Genomic DNA, 18,807 nt, shown 5'->3' on the forward strand with positions numbered 1-18,807 from the left:
AGAGGACGTCACGGCAGTTGCCTCCCATAGATTTTGCATGACTAGTCTTTCAAGTTAGCCAGGAGCCATTGGCATGTGGCGTAATCAAAGTAGTGGAGCTCATCGCGACTGGGCAAATTGCCTGTGAGAAAAGCGGGGATGTAATGCTTGGCGGCCCCTTGAAAATGCAGTGTGTTTACTTTAAGGAATCCATTTTTTTCGGAAAACTTGCCAAGCAGGGCTCCGTCCTTCCAATAAATCTTTTTCTTCCCATCCAAGAGTTCAATTTGTTCGCAAGGGGGAGCGAGCGGGCAACTCAGATTATGGTCGAAGAACGAGTCGCCGATTACGCCATAGGTACTGTCCATCCGCAAATAATAATTGCGAAAATGAATGCAAGTGACCATGTCGGAAAGAGGAACATTCCCAATCACGCGGCAATAGTCCAGCAGCTTGTGCAGCATCTGGGGCTCCCTGAAATGAGCGGTGAGATACGCGCAATAGTGATCCAGTGTAGAACGATTGCAAACAGTTGTCCAAGAAAATTCCAAGGCGAGTCTCTCGTAATCAGGCTTGTTGATGTCGCAGTACAAAAGCACATCTGAATCGAGATAAAGAATCTTCTGGAGCTGATTTGCCTTCATGAAGTCTCGCAATAGGAACCATCTTTGAAAACAAAACAGATTGTAGGCGAAGTCATTGGGAGAAAGGTGGCGGTAGTAGCTGGCGAAGCCCCTGGCGCTTTGGGAGTAATCGTCAATCAGGTGATGCTCGGTCCCGTCTGGGGTATGTTTTCGATTTTCGCGGGTTCCGATGAGAATGACACGTGACTTTGGATTGCTTGCCTTGGCTTGCTGCATGCACAACCCGAGGTGTCCTTCAACTGCGCGATGAATAAAAATCACAGGGATGCTCAACCGTATCCGCTCCTCTGTCGATGCTGAAATACATGCTGACAAAAATTTCTTGTTAGCATATGTTCCAAAAGGGAAGAAAGCAACGGCGGCAGCCTTTAAGTGGACATTTCCGTTAAACAGGATCATAGAGGGGCCTATTTTTCTCCCTGAGGCCGGAAAGACCAAGCTTTTTTCGGATGGAGACATAAAATATCCGTGAAAGAGTAGAGAAAAAAATCAACCACAGGGAGTGAACTGGGATGGATGCCCTTTCTTTCTACGAAAAACAAATCTATTCACAGAACGGGGAAGACGGAATGATTGAAGAGCTGTTTTCCCGAATCGGGACGACTAACCAAATTTTTGTCGAGTTTGGAGTCTCAGTGGGGCTGGAGTGCCTGACCCGCAATCTCCTCGTACAGCACGGATGGTCCGGCTTGATGATCGAGGCAGATCCGCAGCACTTCCAGCAGCTGACAGTGAACGTTGGTCACATCTTACGTGCCACCCTTCACCACGAGCGGGTATCGAGGGAGAATATTGCTTCCATTTTCCGTGCGCATCACATTCCAACATCGTTTGATTTCCTCTCCATCGACATCGACGGAAACGACTATTGGGTCTGGCAAGCCTTGGCTGAGTGGAAACCACGTGTCGTCGTGATTGAATATAATGCCGCCTTTCCTCCTCCGCAAAAAATGGTGGTTGTCTACGATCCCAACTTTTCGTGGGATGGGACGACACATTTTGGAGCAAGTCTGACTTCCCTGGCTGGGCTTGGCATGCAGCTCGGCTATGCGCTGATCGGAACGGATACACGCGGCGTCAATGCCTTTTTTATCCGCCGTGATTTACTTGCTGCGAGCGGTTTCGAGGAACAAACGCCAGAACAAGCCTATCATCCCCCGTCATATGGACCCGTAGAGGGAGGTCACCCTCGCCGTATTGGCCCCCATTTGGAAATATGATTCCAGAGGTACTTATAGACTGCAAGGGATCCAGCGAGAGGTTTGGTAATCAAAATAAGAAGGAGAAGAGACAGCGGAGAAGCCGGGAGACACAAAGTGCTTCATATAGGGCTTTGCAAGTCCTTGGAAGTGCAGAGAGCAGATGCGGATGAAATCACCTGATCCGACCTTTTTGCAATAGAGCTGGTTGCTTTGAAGGTACACTTTCTTTTTGCCGTCCAATTGCTCTACCTGAAAAAGGTAGCTCGGCAGGGGGCAGTTCACATTGTGATCAAAAAAGCAGTCGGAAAACAGGCCGAAGCACTTGGGGAGATTCGGATGGTCGAGATGAAAGAGATCGCAAAGCACCATGTCGGATACGAGACCATGCCCGAGTCTTTCAGCGTAGTACACCGTCCGGGAATAAAGCGTGGGATCTTGGAACTGCTTCATCACATAGCTGCAAAAGGAATCCAGCCTGTCGAGGGAACAAAAGGACGTCCATGAAAATTCCATCGAAAAAGAATGAAAGCGGGGAGAGTCGATGGAGGTATATAAAAGCACATCAGAGTCTAAAACACAGCACTGTGACAGTTTGTGCTGTTTCATGAAATCCTTCAAAATGAACCAACGCTGAAAGTTAAAAAGGGTGTAGATATAGGGATTCGTGGATTTGTGCTGGTAAATAGCTTCAAAGGGAGAAGCGCTCTCTGTGTAATTGCTGATGAGGAAGTGCTCTACACCTCCCTCGCATAAGGTATCGCAATCCGCGGTTCCCAGAAGGATGACGCGTGAAGAAGGATTGCTGACGGTTGCTTGCTGCAAGCTGTACTTCACATGCTCTTGATGATTTCTCTGCAAAAAAAGAATAGGTATGTCCACCTCAAGGCCCCCTTCCATTCGCTGTCCTGTATCATATGAATGTGAAATTGTGCGAGATCGCCTTGTTTTCTCAACAAAGAGCGGAGAGGATCCTGTGCAGTAGAGTGTCAGCGATACACCTTTGCGTATCGAGTGAACCCAATCTAGTGCTGAGTCGAACGAACTTCGTGACCTTGACATACTTATAAGAATGTTGACACGAACCAGGGAACTTAAGTGACTGAGGAGAGAGATAGTCTATGAAAACTGCTTTCCTTACAGGGATCACGGGTCAGGATGGAGCTTATCTGGCCAAGTTATTACTGGAAAAAGGCTACCATGTAGCGGGATTGGTTCCTCGTCGCAGCACGGTGGACAGATGGCGGCTGGACTACCTGGGCATTGTGGACCAAGTGGAATACATCGACGGGGACATCATGGATGTGTCCTCTCTCATTCGTGGGTTGAAGGCATGCAAGCCGCAGGAGGTCTATCATTTGGCGGCGCAAAGCTTCGTCGGCTCTTCCTGGGAGCAGCCGATACTGACAGCTCAAGTGACCGGTCTGGGAGTCCTGCATGTGCTGGAGGCGATCCGGGAAGTAGATCCATCCATAAAGATGTATCAGGCATCCTCCAGTGAGCTGTACGGACTCATCCAAGAGCCGCAGCAGTCGGAGAATACCCCATTCTACCCACGCAGTCCCTATGCCGTATCCAAGCTGTTTGGCTACTGGATGACCAAAAACTATCGAGAGAGCTTTCAGATGTATGCCTGTAACGGAATTCTTTTCAATCACGAATCACCGCTGCGGGGGTTGGAGTTTGTGACACGGAAGGTAACGGATGCAGTCGCCAGGATCGTGCATCACAAGCAAAAGGAATTGCGGCTCGGCAACATTGCGGCGAAGCGGGACTGGGGCTTTGCGGGAGACTATGTGGAAGCGATGTGGCTCATGCTTCAGCAAGATACGCCCGATGATTTTGTCATCGCTACGGGCAAGACCTCCACAGTCGAGGAAATGTGCAGGATCGCGTTTGATTACGTGGGCTTGAATTATCAGGATTACGTCGTCATTGATCCAGCGCTGTACAGACCGGCAGAGGTAGATATTTTGCTCGGCAATCCGGAAAAAGCGAAGCAGGAGCTGGGGTGGGCGCCCAAAACAAAGCTCGAGCAGCTCGTCCACATGATGGTCGAAGCGGATCTGCAGCGGGTAGCCAAAATGTCATGAGCCATAAAAAAACGAGGCTGCACTTTAGGCAGTCTCGTTTTTGGTGCTACAGTAAGAATTTATAAGATTCTTAGCCAGTATAAGTGTAACTAAGGCTCCACCGCAAAGCTTGGCGGAGCCAAGTTTTCTAATTAAAAAGCAGCTTTGCCAGCGAACCAAGCGATCATGCGCTTGTTGATGTCTTCCTCGGAGAGATCCTCAAACAGTCTGGCCTCCACAACCATGTCGTACAGGCGCTCCATAGGCTCGCGACCGTCTGCTTTTTTGGCTTTCGCGTCGTTTTTCAGGAGCTCCCACGTATTCACGACGAAGTCGCGACGGTCGACCTCCTGCTTGTGGAAGAAGAATTCCAGGCGCTCGACGTGGTCGAGGAAATCACTGCCAAAACGTTTTTCCGCCTTTTCTTGCAAGAGGGCGATCTCCGCTTCGTACATCGGGCGTTCATTGCCTTTTTCCTTGGAGATCCAAGGGGTTTCCAGAATCAGCGGCAGGTGACGGAGCTTTTCGTGCCCGGCGATGTACTTCATGGCGTCAAAGCCGATGAGACCAGCCCCTACAGGAGCGTGGCGGTCTTTACCTGCGCCGCGGAAGTTTTTGCTGTCGTTCAAGTGGACAACGGCGAGTCGATCTAGGCCAATCACGCGGTCAAACTGGTCGAGAACTCCATCAAAATCGTGCACGACATCGTAGCCGGCATCGTGAATATGGCAGGTGTCCATACATACGGTAAGACGGCGGTTGTCTTCTACCTTTTCGATGATCGAGGCAAGCTCCTCGAAAGTGCGGCCCATTTCCGTTCCTTTCCCTGCCATCGTTTCCAGCGCGATGTTGACGTCGGTATCCTTGACGCCGCGAAGAACCTCATTTAAGCCCTCCGCGATGCGCGCAATCCCGTATTCCGCATCCTTGTCCGTATAAGCTCCCGGGTGAAGCACGATATTTTTTACCCCGAGATAGTGCGTGCGGCGGATTTCCTCCTGCAAGAAATTGACGGCCAGCTCATACGTGTCATCCTTGTACGAGCCCAGGTTGATAATGTACGGCGCGTGGACGACGATTTCTTCCATGCCATGCTTGTCCATGACGGCCTTGCCTTCCGCAATGAATTGATCTTCAATCGGTTTGCGCCGCGTGTTTTGCGGAGCCCCTGTATAAATCATAAAAGTGCTCGAGCCGTATGCGACAGCCTCTTCCGCTGCATTCAGCAGTCCTTTGCCCGAGAACGATACGTGCGATCCGATCTTAACCATCCAGCAATCATTCCTCTCTTTTCAGGTAGTGCGAAAAGCTGCAATTGTCTCTTTCCTAAAATAGCCGAAGATGAGCGATTCGTCCATCAGGAAGACACAGGCAGACATGCACATCCAGCTTCACTATCTTGCTTATCTATTCGAGAATGCGTACAGAACCCCTTCCTAGCGGGTATACTGACGTTGGAGGTGAAGGCAAATGGAAACAGCAGGAACCAATCCCGAACAGCTGACAGATGAAAAATGGCAGGCCATCGTTGGAAACGACGCTGCCTTCGATGGGAGCTTCTTTTACGCCGTAAAGACGACGCGCATTTTTTGCCGGCCATCCTGCAAGTCGAAACCGCCGAACAAGGAGAATGTGCGTATCTTTGAAAATGCGCAGCAAGCCCTGTCCGCAAAGTTCCGTCCCTGCAAAAGATGCAAGCCGACGGGTCAGCGTTTGCCTGACAGGGAGTGGGTCGAGCAGATCACGCAATATATCGACACGCATTTTTGCGAGAGGCTGACACTCGAAAGTTTGGCAGAGGAGTGCCACGGCAGTCCGTACCATTTGCATCGCACCTTCAAACGGATCAAAGGTGTCACGGTGGTCGAATACGTCCAGCAGACGAGGATCGGGACGGCCAAGGAAATGCTCGCTCATACCGATCATCCGATAGCGAAGATCGCCGCTGCAGTAGGCATGCCAAATACGTCTTATTTCATGACACTCTTTAAAAAACTGACAGGGCGTACACCTACAGAGTATCGCCAATTTCATCATAAACAATCGTCCGTGGAGGGATTTATTCATGAAAATGGAGAAGAAGCCGGAAGTGTACTGGACATTGCTGAGCCATGAGGGATGGAGTTTGTATGTGGCAGCGACCTCGGATGGCCTATGCTTCGTTGGATCACAGGACCATCCGTGGGACGAATTGTCCGCATGGGTTAGCCAGCGTTTTCCGGGCAGCAAGCTTACACAGGATGATGCGAGATTGCAGCCGTATGTCACGGAATTGATCGCGTACCTCGACGGGGAAAAAGATCGCTTTTCGATCCCTCTCGATGTGCGCGGCACTCCCTTTCAACGAGCGGTCTGGGAGGCCCTTTGCCAGATTCCGTTTGGACAGACGAGGACGTACTCGGACATCGCCGCGCAGATTCAAAAGCCTGCTGCGGTGCGGGCGGTAGGAGCCGCGATTGGAGCGAATCCGGTGCTGATCTGTGTTCCCTGCCATCGCGTGATCGGAAAGAACGGGACGCTGACGGGGTATCGGGGCGGGATGGAGATGAAGGAAGTCCTCCTGTCTCACGAGGGGAGTGCGCTGCGTGTCTAAGTCGATGCGAGAGAGGATTGCTGCCCTCGATTGGGAGAGCTTGCAGCAATCATTGGACGAACAAGGCTATGCGGTCCTGCCGCCCTTGCTAAACGAAAGGGAATGCCACAAAATGATAGAGACCTATCAGAACCCCGCGCTTTTTCGCAATACGATCGACATGGCGCGTTATCGCTTCGGGATCGGTGAATATAAATACTATCAGTTTCCTCTGCCGAACTTGCTGCTGCAGCTGCGCGAAGGGTTCTACCCAGAGCTTGCCAAAGCGGCAAATCGCTGGCTCGGGCAGCTTGGCCGCGAACCCTATTATCCTGCTGCTCTGCCTGAATATCTCGATCATTGCCACCAGCTAGGGCAAACGCGGCCGACTCCGCTGATCCTAAAGTACGAAGCAGGCGGCTACAACTGTCTGCATCAGGATTTGTACGGAGAGGAGTTCTTTCCGTTTCAGGTCGTGTTCGTGTTAAACCAAAAGGAGCAGGATTACAAGGGCGGCGAGTTTTTGCTCGTCGAACAGAGACCACGTGCTCAGAGCAGAGGTCATGTCATCGCGCTTGAACAGGGAGCCGGCCTGATTTTCCCGACGCAGCATCGACCGGTGGCAGGGACGCGCGGTTACTACAGGACGACCCTTCGCCATGGCGTCAGTACGATTGCGTCTGGGACAAGGTATAGTCTGGGGATTATTTTTCACGACGCCAAGTAGGCTCGCGTCTGGAAGGGAACGGTTTGGCATGCATGTGGAAATAGGAGAGAAGCACCCGAAGACGCTCTTGAATAAAGGAACGGGCTTTCTAGTAGACTACAGTCATTCATTGAATCCTTATACCGGTTGTTCCTTTGGCTGCTCGTACTGCTATGTAAGGCAGATGCCCGTATCCCTCTTTCGATCGCAGCAGTGGGGCACATGGGTGGATATCAAGAAAGAAGCGGCAAAGCTGTTGCGCAAAGAGCTGTCCCGAGCCAAAGCCAAAGGGAAGGTCACCATTTTCATGTCATCGAGCACGGACCCTTACCAGCCTATCGAATTTAAAGAAGAGGTTACGCGTTCGCTGCTGGCCGTGATGGTAGAGGATCCTCCCGATTTTCTGTTCGTACAAACACGGAGCCCTCTCGTCACCCGCGATATCGACTTGCTGCAAAAACTCGAAGACAAAGTCCGGGTCAGCATGACGATAGAGACAGACTGCGATGACATCCGCAAAGCGTTTTCGCCCGTGGCTCCTCCGATCCAAGCAAGGCTCAAGGCCTTGGAGCGGTTAAAAGAAGCGGGAGTGCCTACGCAAGCGACGATTGCTCCGTTATTGCCGAGCAGTGAAGCCTTTCCAGATAGGCTAGTTCCTCTTGTTAATCGTGTCTGCGTGGACGACTATTTTATGGGAGATGGCAGCGGTGGCAAAAGGACGCGAAGTCTCGGTATTTCCAAAAGGTACGAGGAGCTGGGACTGTTGGAATGGTATCATCCTGATGCGTACAAAATCGTCCTGGAGCGAATGAGACAAGTATTCTCTGCTGATCAGATCTACGTGAGTCAAAACGGGTTTGCTCCCTAACGTACGCATGGCATATAGATAGAAAGAACTCAGCACCCTATTTCCGGAAAGTACGGGAATGTAGGGTGTTTTTTTGTGGAAACCAGGAGCGGTTAACCTGTTACCGGAATGAATGAACCTATTGTATGAAATAGGTTAACCTATTTTGTTGGCAGCTTGGAACGGGTTGTCCCCTTTTTATTGGAAAAATGGGAAAGAAACGATGGTTGCGGTACATTTTTTAGCGTTGGCACGTGACTTGCTTAGTAAGAAAAGTACAAACATTCAAACTAACGCAGTCAAAGGAGACTTGTTATGAACGTGGTAGCAAACGTATACCGGGGCGAGAAGGTAGAAAGCTCCCATCTCGGCCATATTGCTGTCGTACATCCTGATGGTACTCTGCTCTACTCCTATGGCGATCCATTTCGACTCACGTACGCAAGGTCCAGCATGAAGCCGCTGCAGGCGATTCCGATCGTGGAGACGGGAGCTGCCGATCGATTCGGACTGGAGCCTGCCGATCTGTCACTCTGCTGCGCGTCTCACAGTGGGGAACAGCGTCATCGCTCTCGAGCGATGGGAATCCTTACGCGCGCAGGTCAGCCGGAAGCCGTGCTGCAATGCGGAACACATGTGCCGCGTGATGAGGAGAGCTACAAACAGCTGATCCGCGAAGGGAAGTCTCTGACACCTGTATTTAGCAACTGCTCAGGCAAGCATTCCGGTATGATCGCCACAGCGACGCATATGGGAGAGGATGTCAGCACCTATCACTTGCCAGACCACCCGGTGCAGCAGCGCATTCTCGACGTCGTGGAAGACATCACGGGCTATCCCAAAGAAAAGATTTACATGGGAACGGACGGCTGTGGAGTGCCGGTCCACGAGCTGCCTTTGGCCAACTACGCCTGGGCATTTGCCAAACTGGCGAAGCCGGAAGTCGTCAAAAGTCCTGAACGTCAGAAGGCGATCCAGCGAATCACCGATGCCATGACAGCCCATCCCGAGATGGTAGGCGGCAACAACCGATACTGCACGGACCTGATGACCGCTTTTAAAGGAAGAATCGTTGGCAAGGCAGGTGCCGAATCCGTCTATTGCCTGGGAGACCGCAAAACGGGCTTGGGCGTTGCGGTGAAAATCGAGGACGGAGGCGCCAGAGCGATCAATCCGGTGGTCAATGAAGTGCTTCGTCAGCTCGGAATAGGCACGGATGGTCCTTTGGAAGAGCTCGGTGCCTACACCAACCCGTTGATCAAAAACATGAGCGGGTCGACAGTGGGTCGCATTGAAACCGCGTTTACGCTCGAGGCAGTCAAGCAATCTCTTCGTGCATAAATGGCTTCTCTCTTCGGGGGCTGTTTATCCATATACTCATGTGGCAAAGAATAAGGGGGTCTTACACAAATGAAAAGGCAAAAAGCATGGAAGGTTCTCAGCACAGCTGCTCTTCTGGCTGTACTCGCAGTCACTGGCTGTAGCCAATCGGCAGCGCCGCCACAGCAAGGTGCGCAAGGGGGATCAACACCAGGGCAAGCGACTCAGGATGCTGGCGGACAAGCTGACATGACAGCCAAGCTCCGGCTGAATCTGAAAACGGAGCCGCCTTCACTCGATCCGCCGAAAGGTTTTGACAGCACGTCCAATGAGGTGTTGAATGCTACCATGGAGGGCTTGGTCCGACTGGACAAAGATCACAAGCCTCAACCGGCGATGGCAGAGAAATGGACCGTCAGCGAAGATGGAAAGACGTATACCTTCACACTGCGCGACAGCAAATGGTCCAATGGCGATCCAGTGACGGCCCAAGACTTTGAATTTGCCTTCAAGCGGATTCTCGACCCGAACAACGCATTTCCGTCGGCCTTCCTGGCGTACTACATCGAGGGCGGCGAAGAATTCAACAAAGGAGAGGGAACAGCGGACGGGGTGAAAGTGAAAGCCTTGGACGACAAGACTTTTGAAGTCCATCTCAACGCACCTGCGGCCTACTTCCTGCACATTATCACCCAGCCGACTTTCTTCCCTGTCAACAAGAAGGTAGTCGAGAGCAATCCGAAATGGGCAGAGAACGCGTCCTCTCTCGTGACGAACGGGCCGTTCAAAATGGAAGATTGGGTGCATGACCAATCCGTGAAGGTAGTGAAGAACGACGGCTACTGGGACAAGGACTCCGTCAAATTCGCAGGAATCGATTGGGTCATGGTCAACGATGAAAACACGCAATATCAGATGTACAAAACCAGTCAATTGGACATGGTGCAGACCGTTCCGATCGATATGAAAAAGGAATTGATCGACTCGGGTGAGGCAAAGGTAGAGCCGGAAGCATCCATCTACTACTACCGCATGAACACAACCATGCCGCCGTTTACCAACGTCAATGTGCGCAAGGCGTTTGCCCTGGCCATCGACCGCAAGACCTTGATCGAAAATGTCGTACAAGGCAAACAGCCAGCTGCGCTCGCACACGTGCCGCTCGGATTCCCTGAGCCGGAGGGCGGAGATTTCCGCGAAAAGGGTGGAGACTTCTTCAAAGACAATGATGTCGAGCAAGCGAAAGAGCTGCTGAAAAAAGGAATGGAGGAAGAGGGCTGGACGACACTGCCGCCAGTAACCCTTACCTTTAACACGAGCGATACGCACAAAGCGGTCGCCCAGGTACTCCAGGAAATGTACAAGAAAAACCTCGGTGTTGATGTAAAGCTGGAAAACAAGGAATGGAACGTATTCCTGGCAGATCAGCGTGCCCGCAAGCTGCAGTTCTCCCGTTCCACGATCCCGGCGGACTACGGCGATCCTGTGAACTATCTGGAGCTGTTCGTGACAGACCACCCGGGCAACCGCATCAATTACAGCAACAAAGATTATGACGCACTCGTAGAAAAAATCCGCAATACGGCAAATGAGACGGAACGATTCAAGCTGATGCATGACGCGGAGAAGATTTTCATGGATGATATGCCACTGGTGCCTATCTACTTCGGAACAAAAGTGTATATGGATCAGTCAAATATTAAAGGTATCATCCGCCACCCGGTAGGAACCATTGATTACAAATGGGTGGAAATTGGGAAGAAGTAAGGTAGAAGGAAGACTGGAGCCGCCTGCTTTTCGGCTCTGGTCTTCGCTTTCCCGTTTTCATCGACGTCTTACACGTTTTGGCGCTTTCGATCACCGAAGAAGAGTATGGAGCGAATGTTATGGAGAAGAGAACAGTCACGTTTGTAGCCAAAATGGATGAGTTTTTGCAGTCAGTTGTCAGTCAGTGCCATGAGCTTGGAATCTCGGAGGACATCCACATCGAGGCGATTCGGGTAGACCAGCTGCCGTTTCGTCCGATTACGCCAGGATCGCTGGTCGTGCTCTCTACCAAAAGCATAGTTCCCCAGGTAGAGTCGTATGTGCCACCTGGATCCAAGCTGATCGTTGCCAAGCGAATGCTGCCCTATCACAACCTGCGCGAGATGCTGGAAATTCCCAAGGGTGTCAAGGTGCTGCTGGTGAGCGATACAGCGGAAACGGCGCAGGAAAATGTAGAGCTATTACGCGCATCAGGTATGGACTTTGAAGTGTATCCGTACTACCCGGGAGCCGATTACCCGCCTGACGTCGAGATCGCCGTGACGCCAGGAGAAGCAGAGCATGTCCCTCCCCATATCCGCAAGGTGGTGGACATCGGGTTTCGCGTCATCGATTTGTCTACGCTGCTCGCGATCTACGCCCACTTCAACAGCGACAATTTTCAAAAAGTGACGGCACGAGCCATGCAGTCCTTAATTTACATCACGAAGGAACTGAACAAGGAAATTCAGCATGCTCATTTGTTGAGTGAATATTTGGAAGCCATCGTGAACCGAATCGAGGATGCTGTTATCGCGTTTGATGAAAGCGAGATCGTCCGGTTCGTCAATCAAAAGGCAGTGGACTCGCTTAATCTGCATGGCGTCCATGTGGTGGGAGAAAAGTCAGCGGTCTGCCTGCCGCCTGATTTTTATGAAGCCATCCAGCAATGTGAGGAAAATGAGGATGTATTGGTAGATTGGGCGAACAAAACCTACTTTTTTCGCAAGATGCACATCGTGATGGAAGGAAGCTTTCTAGGGAGTCTGATCCTGTTTCGCAAGGCGGCCGACATTGAAAAAATGGAGCACGAATACCGGCTTCGTCTTTACAGCAAAGGTCTCGTAGCGAAATACCAGTTTGACGATATCTACGGTGCGAGTGCCACGTTTTCGCAGGTGATTCAGATTGCTAAAAAGATTGCTAGGAGCAATTCCACCGTCTTGCTTCTGGGAGAAACGGGGACAGGAAAGGAATTGCTCGCCCAGGCTATCCACAACGCTTCGCCTCGGCGCAGAGAGCCGTTTGTAGGGGTGAACTTCGCTGCTATTTCCGAATCCTTGCTGGAGAGCGAGCTGTTCGGTTACGAGGAAGGCGCTTTTACGGGGGCGCGGAAAGGCGGACATATCGGCTGGTTCGAGCTGGCCCATAAAGGAACCATTTTCCTGGACGAGATCGGGGATGCCAGCGGCGCGATACAAAATAGGCTCTTGCGTGTCCTCCAAGAGCGCCAGATCATGCGCGTCGGAGGGAGTAAGGTCATTCCCACAGATATACGCGTCATTGCAGCGACCAATCAGGACTTGCAGCAGATGGTGCAGGAAGGAACTTTTCGTGCGGATCTCTACTACCGCCTGAACATTTTGCCGATCCATCTACCGCCTCTGCGCAAGCGGCGGGAGGATATCCCTTGGCTAGTCGAGCATTTCGTGAAAAAGTACTCGTTTGATCTGCGACGACCTCCCTTCACTCTTTCAGCAGAAGCGATGAAAGCCCTGCTTGATTACGATTGGCCGGGCAACATTCGTGAGCTGGAGAATGTCGTGGAGTATTTGGCCCACATCGTAGACGACGAGGCATACAGCTGTCACCTCCCGTTTTTGCGCGAGGTCACGCACACTCCTTTGCCTTCTGTCGCGATGGATCGGGAATGCGAAGCGATGATCGCGGAATACGGGAAGCGCGGCTTTCTGGAGGAAATGACGGCGATTTTGCAGCAGCTCAGTCAAGGCGGGCAAGGGCGTTACAACCTCGTAGAGCAACTGCAGGAGAGTGGGCTTCAGGTATCGTCGCAGCAGCTGCGCTATCGTTTGAAGCTGCTCCAGCAGGATGAGCTGATCCATGTCGGCAAAGGCAGACAGGGCAGTCAAATATCCTCCAAAGGAGAAGCGTTGCTTGCTTATCTGAAGTCGTCGAGATCTTGAGTGAATGGAGGCTACGATATGAAGGATTATTGGCAACAGCAGGCACTGCTTCATCGGGATGGTTTCGTAAAAGAGTTGCACTCGTTTTTGTCCATTAACAGCATCGAGGACATGAGCACAGCCGCCGAGGGCAAGCCATTTGGAGAAGGAGTCGCTGCGGCGCTGGAATATATGCTTGCCCGCGGCGAGTCCGATGGCTTTCATACGAGGAATGTTGACGGTTATGCCGGTGTCATTGAATACGGAGAAGGAGAAGAAGAAATTGGGGTGCTCGTCCATGTCGATGTGGTCACGGTTGGCGAGGGCTGGACGACTCCTCCCTTCAAACCGACTGTTCGAGCTGGCAGAATATACGCACGAGGCGCGATCGATGACAAAGGGCCAGCACTAGCCGCTTACTACGCCTTGAAAATGGTGAAGGACTCAGGCATCGCGCTAACCAAAAAAGTCCGGCTGATCATCGGAGGGGACGAAGAGAGCGGCTGGCTGTGCATGAAGCACTTCGCTCTGCACGATAAAGTCCCGCAAATCGGGTTTTCGCCGGATTCATCCTTTCCCATGACGCATGCGGAAAAAGGTCAGATCAATCCAACCTTGGCGCTTCCAGCCCAAGTGAGCTCTGACACGGATGCATGCTTTCAGCTGCTGTCCTTTCAATCGGGCGATCAAGGAAACAGCGTACCGGAATCGGCGCGGGCAGCTGTAAAAGCACCGCAGAAGACAAGCCCAGAATGGCAGCGAGAAGTGAAGAGCGGCTGGGAAGCGTTTTTGGCGGCGCGGGCAACGACAGGGGAGCTTGAGATCACGGAGGCTGGCGATCTCACATTTGTGATCCACGGCAAACCTGCACATGGCATGGTCCCGCAAAATGGGGTGAATGCTGGCACATTGCTTGCTGCGTTTTTGCTTACTTTGAATTTTGAAGCTTCCGATTATTCGTTCTTATCGCTGCTTGGCGAAGTACTGCACGAAGATTTTTATGGCGAGCGGCTGCATGTGGCCTGTGAGGATGAAGTGTCAGGGAAGCTGACGGTCAATGCAGGTATCTTGAGGTACGATCGCTTGGAGGGAGGGAGTGTGCGGCTCAATATCCGTTATCCCGCTACCGTCTCCTGTGAAGAGTACGTGGAAAAGCTGACGCAAAGAGTGGATGAGCTCGGCTGGACGATTTCCAACCTGCGTACCTCCAAATCGCACTATGTGCCAAAGGATCGTCCTGTCATCCAGACGCTGTCACGCGTCTACGAGGAGCATACAGGCTTGCCGGCCCATCTGCTGTCTTCGGGAGGAGCCACCTACGCCAAGATTATGAGCGAAGGCGTCGCATTCGGACCGCTTTTCCCTGGCAAGGAATCCATGGCACACCTCACGGACGAATATGCCGACATCAACGATTTGCTGCGTGCGATGGGGATTTACGCACATGCCATCGCAGAGCTTGCCAAATAAACAAGGAGGCGCTACCTGTGTCCAACTTTCTGGTCAAACGCGTGCTGATGATGCTGGTCACCCTGTGGATCATCGTGACGCTGACATTTTCTCTGATGCATGCCATCCCGGGCAATCCGTTTGCCTCCGAGTCCGATCAGCTGCCGGAGCAAATTCTCGCCAATTTACGGGCGAAATACCATCTGGATGAACCCTTGCCCGTACAGTATGTGCTGTATTTAAAAAACCTGGTCATGCTCGATTTGGGGCCATCGATCAAATCCGATTCACGCGGTGTGAATGATATGATCGCAGATGGTTTCGGTGCCTCCGCTTGGCTGGGAGCCCAAGCTATTGTGATTGCGCTAATCCTGGGCATCACATTTGGAATCATCGCTGCCCTAAACCGCAACAAGCCGCTTGATTACATCGCGATGGCATTGGCCGTTCTGGGGGTAGCCGTTCCCAGCTTCATCATGGCGCCTCTTTTGATCAATTTTTTCGCAATCAAGCTGACGATCTTTCCGGTCGCAACCTGGGGTACGTGGATGCATACGGTGCTACCCTCCCTGGCTCTCGCATTTGGACCCGTTGCGGTCATCACTCGCTATATGCGTGCCAGCATGATTGAAGTGATGAACCAGAACTACATCCGGACCGCAGAGGCAAAAGGGATCCCTACGTTCCTCATCGTCATCCGGCACGGCATCCGCAACGCGATTCTACCTGTCGTCACGTTTCTGGGACCGCTGATCGCTTCCTTGATTACCGGGACGTTTGTGGTAGAGAAGATTTTTGCGATTCCGGGCATCGGAAAGTATTTCGTAGACGGTATTTTCAACCGGGATTATCCCGTCATTTTGGGCACGACGATTTTTTACAGCGCGATCCTGATCGTGACCATCTTCCTCATCGATATCGCGTATACGCTGATTGACCCGCGGATCAAGTTGACCAACAAGGAGAGATAAACAGTGGCGATGGAACAAAGAATAGACCCTTTATTTCGCCCGTTGTCCAAGAACGCACAGGCCCAAGCGATTTCGAGGCCGAGTCTTTCATTTGGGCAGCAAGTCATCCGCAAGCTGGTGAAAAACAAGCTGGCGATGCTGGGGCTTGTCATCATCGTGGTGCTCATTGCGATGGCGATCATCGGCCCCAATCTAGTGCCGTACAGCTATTCGGATCAAAGTCTTCTGATGAAAAATCAGGAGCTATCCGCAGAGCATTGGTTTGGTACAGACGAGCTCGGCCGTGATATGTTTGCGCGTACCTGGTACGGAGCGCGCATCTCGCTGACCATTGGTGTAGTCGCAGCCCTCATCGACTTGATCATCGGAGTGGCCGTCGGAGGCATTGCCGGCTACATGGCTGGACGCGGCAAGCGTGGAGAGCGGATCGATACCATCATCATGCGGGTCATTGAGATCTTGTATGGCTTGCCGTATTTGCTTGTCGTGATCCTGCTCATGGTCGTGATGGAGCCGGGGCTCCTGACGATTATCATCGCGCTCTCTGCGACGGGCTGGGTAGGCATGGCGAGGCTCGTGCGCGGGCAAATTCTGCAGCTGAAGAACCAAGAGTTCATCCTGGCAGCACAGGTATTGGGCGCCAAATTTTCCCGTATCCTTTTGAAGCACCTGATTCCGAACACATTCGGCGTCATCATTGTCAATCTGACCTTTACCATTCCTTCTGCGATCTTTGCCGAATCGTTCCTGAGCTTTTTGGGATTGGGTGTACAGGCTCCGGTAGCCAGCTGGGGGACGATGACAAACGACGGCTTGGGCGTTATTTTGACTGGAGACTGGTGGCGGCTGTTTTTCCCGGCGTTGATGATCTCGCTGACGATGTTCGCTTTCAACGTATTTGGGGACGGCTTGCAGGACGCGCTCGATCCACGTTTGCGCGATTAGGAATGGGGGGCCTTTGCGATGACCAAGCATTTGCTTGAGATAGATGATCTAAAAGTGAATTTTAAAACGTACGGCGGAGAAGTGCAGGCGGTTCGCGGCGTCAGCTTCCACGTGGATAAAGGGGAAACCGTTGCGATCGTAGGGGAGAGCGGCTGCGGCAAAAGCGTGACCGCGCAGGCCATCATGGGCCTGATTCCAAATCCGCCAGGCAAGATCGTTGGTGGAAAGGTCGTCTTTGAGGGCCGGGAAATCAGCCAGCTTCCGAAAAGCGAACTCCTCAAAATTCGCGGCTCCGAGATCGGCATGGTGTTTCAGGACCCGATGACTGCGCTGAATCCGACGATGAAAGTAGGCGCGCAGATTGTAGAGGGCTTCGTTCGCAGCCAAAAGGTAACGCGAGAGGAAGCACGAAAGCGGGCGATTGAAATGCTGCGGCTTGTCGGCATTCCCGACCCTGAGGATCGAGTAGACCAGTACCCGCATCAGTTTAGTGGAGGGATGCGCCAGCGGGTCGTCATCGCCATTGCGCTCGCGTGTCAGCCAAAGCTCGTGATCGCCGATGAGCCGACCACTGCTTTGGACGTGACCATTCAGGCGCAGATTCTGGATCTGCTGCACAGATTGCAGGAAGAGCAGAAGCTGTCCGTCGTCATCATCACGCACGACCTGGGTGTTGTCGCAGAAATTGCGCATCGGATGGTTGTCATGTACGCAGGAATCGTGGTGGAGACGGGCTCTGTGGAAGATGTTTTCGCCAATCCGCGCCATCCGTATACATGGGGATTGATGAGGTCGCTGCCCCGACTGGATGAAGGGGAGAAACAGCGGTTGGTTCCGATCGATGGCACCCCGCCAGACCTGTTCAATCCGCCAAAGGGCTGTCCGTTTGCAGCTCGCTGTGACTTTGCGATGGAAATTTGCGATCAGCAGATGCCGGCAGCGACGGATTTTGGCGGAAATCACAGAGCAGCATGCTGGCTGCATGATTCACGAGCGCCGCGCATCGATGAGCTGGTTGCAGCAGGGAGGCAAGGAGTATGACGGACGCATTGGTTGAAGTTCGCGATTTGAAAAAGTATTTTTCCATCGGTGGCGATTTTGAGCTGAAAGCCGTAGATGGTGTCTCCTTTACGATTCAAAAGGGAGAGACCTTAGGGCTGGTAGGCGAGAGTGGCTGCGGCAAATCGACGCTTGGCCGCACGATTATCCGGCTCTATGAAAATACGGGCGGAGAAGTGCTTTTCAAAGGAAAAGACGTACATCAGCTTCGCGGGAAGGAAGTCGGACAGTTCAACCGCGACGTTCAAATGATTTTTCAGGACCCGCAGGCCAGCTTGAATCCACGTATGACTGTGGAAGACATCATTGCGGAAGGGCTGGATATCCACAGACTATCCAAAGGGATGCGCCGGGAGCGGGTAGCCGAGCTGTTGTCTCTCGTAGGCTTGCACAAGGAGCATGCGCAGCGGTTTCCTCATGAATTCAGCGGCGGACAGCGGCAGCGTATCGGCATTGCGAGAGCGCTCGCGGTGGAACCGGAATTCATCATTGCGGACGAGCCGATCTCGGCGCTCGATGTATCCATTCAGGCACAGGTCGTCAATTTGCTGGAGGATTTGCAGCGTGACCGGGGCTTGACCTATTTGTTCATCGCCCATGATTTGTCGATGGTGAAGCATATCTCGGACCGCATCGGAGTCATGTACCTGGGGAAAATGGTAGAGCTCGCCGCAAGCGATGCCTTGTACGCGCGACCGCTGCATCCGTATACCCAAGCCCTGCTTTCCTCTGTACCCGTGCCTGATCCCACGATCAAAAGGGAGCGAATCGTTTTGCATGGGGATTTGCCGAGCCCTGCCAACAAACCGAGCGGATGCGGATTTCGGACGAGATGCCCGGCAGCGATGGAGCGATGCGCACAGGCGGAGCCGATTTGGAAGGAAGCGGAGGCGGGTCACTGGGTCGCTTGTCATTTGTTTGAGGGGTAAGGATACAACGAAAAAAGAGACGTTCCGATTTTGCTAAGACGTTCCCTTTTGAATCACAAATATGAAATTCGCAACACAAATAGGGTACGGAATCGCAATGGTTCCCGTGCCCTATTTTTTGTTACTATATCAGTGGGCAATTGTTACAGGCGAAAGAGTGTTGGTTCCTTACAGATGACAACTTGT

17 protein-coding genes are annotated in these 18,807 nt (G+C 52.3%); 15 read left to right on the forward strand and 2 right to left on the reverse strand.

The genetic code is table 11. The features are described from left to right. Positions 1-41: 41 nt before the first annotated feature. Positions 42-896, reverse strand: coding sequence for a hypothetical protein (locus tag EDM59_RS17360; RefSeq protein WP_122924883.1), 855 nt, complete (start codon positions 894-896; stop codon positions 42-44). A 239-nt stretch (positions 897-1,135) separates the two neighbouring features. Here EDM59_RS17360 and EDM59_RS17365 point away from each other — a divergent pair, with 239 nt between their 5' ends. The 3 genes from EDM59_RS17365 to gmd all read left to right on the forward strand — a co-directional run bounded on the left by EDM59_RS17365 (position 1,136) and on the right by gmd (position 3,915). Beyond that, entirely contained in the window at positions 1,136-1,843 is a 708-nt protein-coding gene (locus EDM59_RS17365) for an FkbM family methyltransferase (RefSeq protein WP_122924739.1), read from the forward strand. Between the two features lie 267 nt (positions 1,844-2,110). After that, a complete protein-coding gene (locus tag EDM59_RS30845; RefSeq protein WP_148040846.1) occupies positions 2,111-2,329 on the forward strand; it encodes a hypothetical protein in 219 nt (72 codons plus the stop codon). Between the two features lie 614 nt (positions 2,330-2,943). Then, positions 2,944-3,915 (forward strand): GDP-mannose 4,6-dehydratase, encoded by a 972-nt coding sequence (gene gmd, locus EDM59_RS17375; RefSeq protein WP_122924741.1) that lies wholly within the window; start codon positions 2,944-2,946, stop codon positions 3,913-3,915. Between the two features lie 131 nt (positions 3,916-4,046). Here gmd and EDM59_RS17380 read toward each other — a convergent pair whose 3' ends face one another. Further along, positions 4,047-5,165, reverse strand: a complete 1,119-nt coding sequence (locus tag EDM59_RS17380) for a deoxyribonuclease IV (protein WP_122924742.1) — start codon at positions 5,163-5,165, stop codon at positions 4,047-4,049. A gap of 199 nt (positions 5,166-5,364) precedes the next feature. On the opposite strand from EDM59_RS17380, the gene EDM59_RS17385 reads away from it, so the two are divergent. From EDM59_RS17385 to EDM59_RS17440, 12 genes are all read left to right on the forward strand, one after another. Then, positions 5,365-6,009 carry a bifunctional transcriptional activator/DNA repair enzyme AdaA gene (locus tag EDM59_RS17385; protein ID WP_122924743.1) on the forward strand — a complete coding sequence of 215 codons (645 nt, stop codon included), beginning with the start codon at positions 5,365-5,367 and terminating at the stop codon, positions 6,007-6,009. Further along, positions 5,960-6,487, forward strand: a complete 528-nt coding sequence (locus EDM59_RS17390; protein WP_122924744.1) for a methylated-DNA--[protein]-cysteine S-methyltransferase — start codon at positions 5,960-5,962, stop codon at positions 6,485-6,487. The genes EDM59_RS17385 and EDM59_RS17390 overlap by 50 nt, the downstream gene beginning before the upstream one ends. A gap of 4 nt (positions 6,488-6,491) precedes the next feature. Continuing rightward, complete coding sequence (locus EDM59_RS17395) at positions 6,492-7,193, forward strand: 2OG-Fe(II) oxygenase (protein WP_425455994.1); 702 nt, start codon at positions 6,492-6,494, stop codon at positions 7,191-7,193. 28 nt (positions 7,194-7,221) lie between these two features. Then, positions 7,222-8,040: an SPL family radical SAM protein gene (locus tag EDM59_RS17400; protein ID WP_122924746.1), complete on the forward strand. Its 819-nt coding sequence runs from the start codon at positions 7,222-7,224 to the stop codon at positions 8,038-8,040. 294 nt (positions 8,041-8,334) lie between these two features. Further along, the gene (locus EDM59_RS17405) at positions 8,335-9,360 is read left to right on the forward strand and encodes an asparaginase (RefSeq protein ID WP_122924747.1); all 1,026 of its coding nucleotides are present in this window, start codon (positions 8,335-8,337) and stop codon (positions 9,358-9,360) included. Between the two features lie 69 nt (positions 9,361-9,429). Continuing rightward, the gene (locus tag EDM59_RS17410) at positions 9,430-11,106 is read left to right on the forward strand and encodes a peptide ABC transporter substrate-binding protein (RefSeq protein WP_122924748.1); all 1,677 of its coding nucleotides are present in this window, start codon (positions 9,430-9,432) and stop codon (positions 11,104-11,106) included. Between the two features lie 119 nt (positions 11,107-11,225). Beyond that, positions 11,226-13,289 (forward strand): sigma 54-interacting transcriptional regulator, encoded by a 2,064-nt coding sequence (locus EDM59_RS17415; protein ID WP_122924749.1) that lies wholly within the window; start codon positions 11,226-11,228, stop codon positions 13,287-13,289. An 18-nt stretch (positions 13,290-13,307) separates the two neighbouring features. After that, positions 13,308-14,738, forward strand: a complete 1,431-nt coding sequence (gene pepV / locus EDM59_RS17420) for a dipeptidase PepV (protein WP_122924750.1) — start codon at positions 13,308-13,310, stop codon at positions 14,736-14,738. 17 nt (positions 14,739-14,755) lie between these two features. Further along, on the forward strand, positions 14,756-15,688 hold the full coding sequence (locus EDM59_RS17425; protein WP_092274001.1) for an ABC transporter permease: 933 nt from the start codon (positions 14,756-14,758) through the stop codon (positions 15,686-15,688). A gap of 9 nt (positions 15,689-15,697) precedes the next feature. Beyond that, the gene (locus EDM59_RS17430; protein ID WP_183192946.1) at positions 15,698-16,633 is read left to right on the forward strand and encodes an ABC transporter permease; all 936 of its coding nucleotides are present in this window, start codon (positions 15,698-15,700) and stop codon (positions 16,631-16,633) included. 18 nt (positions 16,634-16,651) lie between these two features. Further along, positions 16,652-17,674, forward strand: a complete 1,023-nt coding sequence (locus tag EDM59_RS17435) for an ABC transporter ATP-binding protein (protein ID WP_122924752.1) — start codon at positions 16,652-16,654, stop codon at positions 17,672-17,674. Beyond that, on the forward strand, positions 17,671-18,621 hold the full coding sequence (locus EDM59_RS17440) for an ABC transporter ATP-binding protein (protein ID WP_122924753.1): 951 nt from the start codon (positions 17,671-17,673) through the stop codon (positions 18,619-18,621). Before EDM59_RS17435 ends, EDM59_RS17440 begins: the two co-directional genes overlap by 4 nt. Positions 18,622-18,807: the final 186 nt, after the last annotated feature.

Origin of the sequence: Brevibacillus nitrificans (genome assembly GCF_003710965.1) — a bacterium.
Classification (GTDB): domain Bacteria; phylum Bacillota; class Bacilli; order Brevibacillales; family Brevibacillaceae; genus Brevibacillus; species Brevibacillus centrosporus.